Origin of the sequence: Streptomyces sp. NPDC090798, from assembly GCF_044768965.1 — a bacterium.
Taxonomy (GTDB): domain Bacteria; phylum Actinomycetota; class Actinomycetes; order Streptomycetales; family Streptomycetaceae; genus Streptomyces.
This window is the reverse complement of sequence record NZ_JBIVXA010000018.1, coordinates 46,955-53,441: the sequence shown is the minus strand read 5'-3', so window position 1 is coordinate 53,441 and position 6,487 is coordinate 46,955. Positions and strand designations below refer to the sequence as shown.

Sequence of the window (6,487 nt, the reverse complement as noted above, 5' to 3'; positions counted from 1 at the left end):
GATCTTCGACGGAGTCGGCTTCGGCGAGTACTTCCTGCTCTTCGACGGAGTCGGCTTCGGCGAGTACTTCCTGCTCTTCGACGGAGTCGGCTTCGGCTTCGGCGAGTACTTCCTGCTCTTCGACGGAGTCGGCTTCGGCGAATGCTTGGTGGTCTTCGACGGCGCCGACTTGGTGGTGGTCGTCGGCGACGGCTTGGTGGTGGTGGTGGTCATCGTCGGCGACGGCGCGGTGGTCGTCGTCTTCGACGTCTCCGACGCCGATGTCGAAGGTGTCGCTGCGGGTGCGGCCGGGTGCTGCTGAGATCCGGTGGCTGCTACCGCGATACCGCCCGCTGTTCCCCCGGACAGCAGGGCCGCTGTCAGGGTTCCCACGGCGAAGGTGCGCCCCCAGTGGCTGCGGAATGTGGCATTCACGATGTTCTCCCATCTTGAACAACTGCCCCATTGGTCACTGTCGGCCTCAACCGAGGTTAGGTCGGCGCCCCCCGTTCGGCGACCGGAGCACATCGGTTCGCACTTTCAACAGAAGTGGCAGATGCCCGTGCGCAGGAACAGATCACCGCGAGGTGCCGCCGGGTGAGGTGCCGGCCGGTTCCGCTCCTGCCTGCTTTGGCCCCCGGGCGGGCCGGAGTTGACGCCCCTTCCCGTCTCCCGCCTGCGGAACTGTGGCCTCCGCCACGGCGTGCGGGGTCCGCGCCTGATCGACAGCCTGGGGCGGCATCGGCCTCGCCTTTCTCGCCGTCGCGGCTCTGCGGATCCATCTCCTGCGCCGCGAGTGGAGATCCCGCCAGGCCGTGGGAGAAGCCGTGTGAAGCCCTGCGCCGGGCCGGCTCCAGCCTGCGGGCGTCGAGCGCCCGGACGGGCAGCGGGACTTCCTCGAGCCGGTGTTCTGCGCGGTCCGGGCCGGTGAACTCCGGGCCGGTGCGGTCCGCCTCGGATCATGACCGGATGCGGGCCAGGTAGAAATACTGGCGCTGGTGTGCGTCGGCCGGCACCTGCAGCGGGCCCGTGAGCTGCGGCTCGGCGCCGGTCTCTTCGCGTATCGCGGGACCTGGGCCGCGCGCGGGCGGGGCTCGTCCGGTTCGACGTGCCCGCCGGAAAAAACCCGGCAGGGCGCTGTGCCCGGCCAGGTGCGCCGGATCAGCAGCAGCCGGCCGGCGGCGTGCGCAGGACCGCCCGGACACGCTCGACCACCGCGCCTCCGGCTGCCGGCGCCACCCGTCAGGTCGTCGGATGAGCATGCGCGGGCCCGCGCGGCCGGTGGTCCGGTTACGGGTGACGGCCGGCGCCGGCGGCGGGGTGGTAGGAGGCGAGGGCCTGTTCGTAGGTGGGCAGCAGGCCGCGGGCGGCGGCCTGCTGGAGGCTGGGGGCGTGGGTGTCCTTGTCGGAGCGGATCAGTTGTCCGGTGGTGTTCCAGGGGATGCCGATGTCGGGGTCGAGGGCCTGGATGTCGACCATGGTGCCGGGCACGTACTCCTCGGAGCACAGGTAGTTCATGCAGGTGTCGTCGCTCAGGGCGAGGAAGGCGTGGCCGAGGCCGTCGGCGAGGTAGACGCCGATGCCGGAGCCGGCTTCCTGCAGGGTGGTGTCGAACATGCCGAATGTCGGGGAGCCGACGCGCAGGTCGACGACCACGTCCAGGGCGGCGCCGCGCACGCAGGTCACCAGTTTCGCCTGGCCCGGCGGCAGGGTGGTGCCGTGGATGCCGCGCAGCGTATTGCGCCGGGAGACGGAGAAGTTGACCTGGCGGACGGTGAACGGCTGGCCGCTGCTTCCGGTCAGCTCGCCCAGGCGCCAGGCCTCGAAGAACAGGCCCCGGTTGTCCGGCAGTTGCGACGGTGTGATCCGGAAGGCGTCGCGGACCTTCATCTCCTCAATGGCCATGCGTCCTCGGTTCGTCGGGGCGTCGGGGCGCCGGTTCGTGGGACGGCGCCGGGGCCGGCGCCACCCCGGGGGGGTGGTGCCGGCCCCGGCGCCAGGTCAGTGCAGGGGGGCCGGTGCGGTCTCCTGCGCGGGGGCGGCCTGCGCGACGGGGGCGCTCGCGGCGGCGCGCCGGCGGGAGGGGGCCAGCAGCATGGCGAGGGTGGCAAGGGCCACCGCGGTGGCGCCCACCCACATGGCGGGCACCAGGCCGTCGACGAAGTTGCGCGGTGAGGCGTAGCCGCCGTTGGCGCTGAAGATGGAGGCGAGCAGGGCCACGCCGAGGGCGGCGCCGACCTCGCGGGTGGCGGCGGTGACGCCGGAGGCGATGCCCTGTTCGTGTTCGGCGACCGAGCCCATGGTGAGGTTCATCAGCGGGGCGTAGAACAGGGCCATGCCGGCGCCGCAGATCATCAGGGAGGGCAGCTGGGCGGCGTAGGAGACGTCCGGCTTGAGGACGAAGGCCCAATAGACCATGCCGGCGGTCATCATGGCGAGGCCGAGGGTGACCACGGGTTTGCCGCCGATGCGGTCGGAGACCATGCCGCCGATGGGGGCGACCACCATCGGCATGGCGGTCCAGGCCAGCAGCCGTACGCCGGCCTGCATGGCGGTGTAGCCCTGGATGTTCTGCAGGAACTGGGTCATCAGGAAGATCGCGCCGAACATGCCGACCGACATGAGGGCGCCGGCCAGGTTGATCGCGGTGAACGCGCGGTTGCGGAACATGCGCATCGGCACCATCGGGTGTTCGGTGCGGTTCTCCCACACCACGAACAGGGCCATCACGGCGGTGCCGCCGATCAGTGCGCCCAGGACCTGCGGGGATGTCCAGCCGTCTCCGTGGCCCTTGATGAGGCCCAGCACGATGCCGAACAGGCCGAGGCTGGCCAGGGCGGTGCCGACGGCGTCCAGGCGGGAGTGGGCGATACGGCTCTCGGCGAGTTTGCGGAAGGACAGCGGGGCAAGGGCCAGGCCGATCGGCACGTTCAGCCAGAAGATCCACTGCCAGGACAGGTGCTCGACGATGGCGCCGCCCACCAGCGGGCCGGCGGCGATGGACAGTCCGTTGACGGCGCCCCAGATGCCCAGGGCCGCGCCGCGTTTCTCGGCGGGCACGGCGGCGGTCAGCAGGGTCACCGACAGCGGCATGATGATGGCCGCGCCGACGCCCTGGACGGCGCGGGCGGCGACGAGTTCGTTGATGCCGGGCGCGAGGGCGGCGGCCGCGGAGGCGCCGGTGAACAGCAGCAGGCCCAGGCTGAAGACCTTGCGGCGGCCGAAGCGGTCGCCGAGGGCGGCGCCGAACATCATCAGGACCGCGAAGGACAGGGTGTAGGCGTTGACCGTCCATTCCAGGTCGGTGAGGCTGCCGCCGAGTTTCTCCCGGATGGTGGGCAGCGCCGTGATGATGACGAGGTTGTCCAGTCCCGCCATGAACGAGGCGAGGCTGGTGGTGAGAATGGCCCAGAAGACCACCCTGCTGGTTCCACCGCCCGGGGATGGGGGGTTGACGGTGCTCATCCGAGCATCCTTTCTGGAGGCGGGTCGTGCGAGATGCTCATCGCCGTGACCGGTCCGGCCCGCGGCTGGCTGTGCCCGCGCCCGCGCGCGGGCCGGTACGGCGCCGTCGACGCTACGGACGCCTGCTCAAGTTCTCCTCGAGCCCCGCTCGGCACACGGGCGGGCGCGGGGGGGGGGGGGGGGGGGGGGGGGGGGGGGGGGGGCGGGGGGGGGGGGGCGCGCCCCCCGCCCCCCCCCCCCCCCCCCCCCCCCACGCCCGCGGAACAAGGGGGGAGGGTCAGGCGAGCTGGCGCTGGAAGGTGGCGATGTCGAAGTAGAGGGTCTCGTCGATCAGGACGTCGCCGTCGAAGTGGAAGAAGACGGCGACGGGGGCGTCGATGGACTTGCCGCGGTTGGGGATGCCGCGCCAGTCGGCCTCCTGCTTGCCGCGGGCCTGTGCCTCGAGGATCACGGCGGTGGGTGTGTGGTGCACGTGGTGCAGTTCGTGCTCGAGGTCGGGGAAGGCGGCCTTGAGGTCGGCGAAGTAGCCCTTCTTGATGGCTTCTTCGCCGATCAGCGGGCCCTCTTCGAAGGCCTGGATGCGGTAGACGCCGCCGCGCGGGAAGGTGGCCAGCACGCCGTCGATGTCCCAGGCGATCTCGGCGACCGTGTGCTGCAGGACGACCGCCTCGCGCTTCTTGCGCAGTTCGGCGTCGGGCTGCGGGAGATCCGCGCCGGGCAGGGTGAATTCGTGTGCTTCGGTGGCCATGACCATTCCTCCACGCATCGGCCGTATGTCGGTTGGGGCCGACGCTAGGGCGCGCGGCTCGCTGCGCCCTGGTGTCCGGCTCGAACTCCGGTCCCCTGGCGGTGTGTTCAGGCGGTGGGCTGGAGGGTGGCGGTGTTCTGGGGCGGGCGGTAGGTGGGGCGGTAGCCGCAGGCCAGGGAGAGCGGGGAGAGCAGCAGGCACAGGGCCGTGTCGAGGGGGTAGGGGCGGCCGGTGACGACGCGGTACTCGTCGCGGAAGGCGAGGGCGAGCAGCGGCATCTGCAGGCGGGGGGTGCCGTCGGGGCGCAGCCGGCCTTCGTTGGTCAGGCCCCAGAGGGTCTCGAAGACGGTTTCGGTCTGGTAGGCGGGGGTGGTGCGCCAGATGACCCGGGTGGGTTCGGGGCCGGGGTTCCACATGGAGTGGACGGCGCCCGGCGGGATGTAGAAGTCGGCGCCTTGTTCGTACTCGTGCAGGACGCCGTCGAGCTGGAGGCTGAGGCGGCCGCTCTCCAGGCGCATGTGTTCGGTCTGGCGGGGGTGGTAGTGCTGGGGCGGTTTGATGACGGCGGGGGCGTACTCGACTTCGACTTCGACGAAGGCGCCGTCGGTTTCGGCGGCGGTGGTCAGGAAGGTGAGCTTGTCGTTGCCGAGGTGGAGGGTGTCTCCGGGGCGTGCCATGGGCCTCTCCGTGTCCGTTGGGGGGTTGGGGGGGGTGGTCAGGCGGTGCGGGTGGCCGGGGCGGGGGCCCGGTGGTGGCGGGGCAGTCCGAAGTAGGCGGTGAGCAGGTTGAGGACGCCGATGCCGGTGGCGATCCAGAAGCCGAGGTGGAGGCCGTCCAGCCAGGCCAGGGCGGGGGCGGTGTGGTGGGTGAGTTCGTGGGTGGTGCGGGTCAGGGCGCTGGTGGCGACGGTGGCCACGCCGAGGGAGGCGCCGACCTGGAAGGCGGCGACCAGGACGCCGGAGGCGATGCCCTGCTGGCGGGCGGGGATGTCGGAGACGCCGTGCACGTTGACGGGGATGCCGCAGCACTGCATGGACGCGCCGAGGATGAGCAGGGCGGGCAGCAGGTGCAGCAGGTAGGTGCCGTGCTGCGGGGCCTGGGTGAGCAGGATCAGGCCGAGCACGGAGCCGGCGGCGCCGGCGAGGTAGACGGGGCGGGGGCCGGCCTTGTGCATGATGCGGGTGGCGGGGGCGGTGACGAGGATGGCGACGACGCCCAGCGGCAGGAACGCGAACCCGGACCTGAGGGTGGAGTAGCCCAGGGTGCGCTGCAGGTAGTAGCTGCACAGGAAGAGCACGGACGCCTGCACGCCGCTGGTCAGGACGCGGCCCAGGCCCGCGGTGGCCAGGGAGCGGGTGGCGAACAGGTGCAGCGGCATCAGCGGGTCGGGGGTGCGGCGTTCGATCAGGACGAACGCGGCCAGCAGGGCGAGGGCGGCGGCGGCCGGGGCCAGGACGTAGGGCGTGGAGGCGGCGCCGTGGTCCTGGATGTTGACGATGGCGTAGACGAGGGCGGCCAGGCCCGCGGTGACGGTGACGGCGCCGGCGATGTCGGGGCGTGAGCCGCGGATACGGGTTTCGGGGCGGCCCCGGGACAGCAGCAGGACGCCGGCGACGGCGACGATCCCGAAGGGCAGGTTGATGTAGAAGATCCAGCGCCAGCTGAGGCTGTCGGTGATCAGGCCGCCGGCGATGACGCCGAGGGTGCCGCCGAGGCCGGCCAGCGCGGCCCATACGGCGAGCGCGGTGGTGCGTTCGCGGCCCTTGGGGAAGGTGGTGGTGACCAGGGACATCGCGGCCGGTGAGAGGAAGGCGGCGCCGCAGCCCTGCAGGGCGCGGGCGGCGATCAGCAGGCCGGCGCCCTGGGCGAGCCCGCACAGCAGGGAGGCGGCGGTGAACAGCAGGGCGCCGAGCAGGAAGGTGCGCCGCCTGCCCCAGCGGTCGGCGGTGCGGCCGCCGAGCAGCATGAGGCCGCCGAAGCACAGGATGTAGGCGGTCAGCACCCATTCGACGGCGGTGGCGCCGGCCTTCAGGTCGGCCTGGATGGCGGGCAGGGCGAGGTTCACCACGGTGGTGTCGAGGAGGACCATGAACTGGGCGAGGGCGACGAAGACGAGCAGGCGCCAGCGGCGGGGATCCGCTGCGGCGCCGGCGGGTGCGGTGTCCGTCGGGCGGGGGGCGGCGGTGTGGTCGGTGGTCATGGCTCCCTCTCGGATGGATCTGCCTCCCGCCCCTGGGCCCCCTCCCCCTCCTTCTTCTTCCGCTGAGGGGGGCGGGGGTGGGAGGGGCGGCCCGG

General features: G+C 72.2%; 6 protein-coding genes. 1 reads left to right on the top strand and 5 read right to left on the bottom strand.

Annotation, left to right across the window (positions count from 1 at the left end; all coding sequences use genetic code 11):
• Positions 1–301: hypothetical protein (locus tag ACIQTP_RS32515; protein WP_403406716.1), on the top strand; the 301-nt coding region annotated here is incomplete at its 5' end.
• Between the two features lie 968 nt (positions 302–1,269).
• On the opposite strand, the gene ACIQTP_RS32510 is transcribed toward ACIQTP_RS32515, so the two are convergent.
• The 5 genes from ACIQTP_RS32510 to ACIQTP_RS32490 all read right to left on the bottom strand — a co-directional run bounded on the left by ACIQTP_RS32510 (position 1,270) and on the right by ACIQTP_RS32490 (position 6,392).
• On the bottom strand, positions 1,270–1,884 hold the full coding sequence (locus ACIQTP_RS32510; RefSeq protein ID WP_402050212.1) for a dTDP-4-dehydrorhamnose 3,5-epimerase family protein: 615 nt from the start codon (positions 1,882–1,884) through the stop codon (positions 1,270–1,272).
• Between the two features lie 96 nt (positions 1,885–1,980).
• Complete coding sequence (locus tag ACIQTP_RS32505) at positions 1,981–3,444, bottom strand: DHA2 family efflux MFS transporter permease subunit (RefSeq protein ID WP_402050215.1); 1,464 nt, start codon at positions 3,442–3,444, stop codon at positions 1,981–1,983.
• 277 nt (positions 3,445–3,721) lie between these two features.
• On the bottom strand, positions 3,722–4,192 hold the full coding sequence (locus ACIQTP_RS32500) for a nuclear transport factor 2 family protein (RefSeq protein ID WP_075032262.1): 471 nt from the start codon (positions 4,190–4,192) through the stop codon (positions 3,722–3,724).
• A gap of 107 nt (positions 4,193–4,299) precedes the next feature.
• Positions 4,300–4,869: a cupin domain-containing protein gene (locus tag ACIQTP_RS32495; RefSeq protein ID WP_403406712.1), complete on the bottom strand. Its 570-nt coding sequence runs from the start codon at positions 4,867–4,869 to the stop codon at positions 4,300–4,302.
• A gap of 38 nt (positions 4,870–4,907) precedes the next feature.
• Positions 4,908–6,392: an MFS transporter gene (locus ACIQTP_RS32490; RefSeq protein ID WP_403406709.1), complete on the bottom strand. Its 1,485-nt coding sequence runs from the start codon at positions 6,390–6,392 to the stop codon at positions 4,908–4,910.
• Between the last annotated feature and the right edge of the window lie 95 nt (positions 6,393–6,487).

What these genes read in the sequence shown, in the direction of transcription:
- ACIQTP_RS32510 (WP_402050212.1), bottom strand. Translation starts at nt 1,884, where the DNA reads ATGGCCATTGAGGAGATGAAGGTCCGCGACGCCTTCCGGATCACACCG.
- ACIQTP_RS32505 (WP_402050215.1), bottom strand. Translation starts at nt 3,444, where the DNA reads ATGAGCACCGTCAACCCCCCATCCCCGGGCGGTGGAACCAGCAGGGTG.
- ACIQTP_RS32500 (WP_075032262.1), bottom strand. Translation starts at nt 4,192, where the DNA reads ATGGCCACCGAAGCACACGAATTCACCCTGCCCGGCGCGGATCTCCCG.
- ACIQTP_RS32495 (WP_403406712.1), bottom strand. Translation starts at nt 4,869, where the DNA reads ATGGCACGCCCCGGAGACACCCTCCACCTCGGCAACGACAAGCTCACC.
- ACIQTP_RS32490 (WP_403406709.1), bottom strand. Translation starts at nt 6,392, where the DNA reads ATGACCACCGACCACACCGCCGCCCCCCGCCCGACGGACACCGCACCC.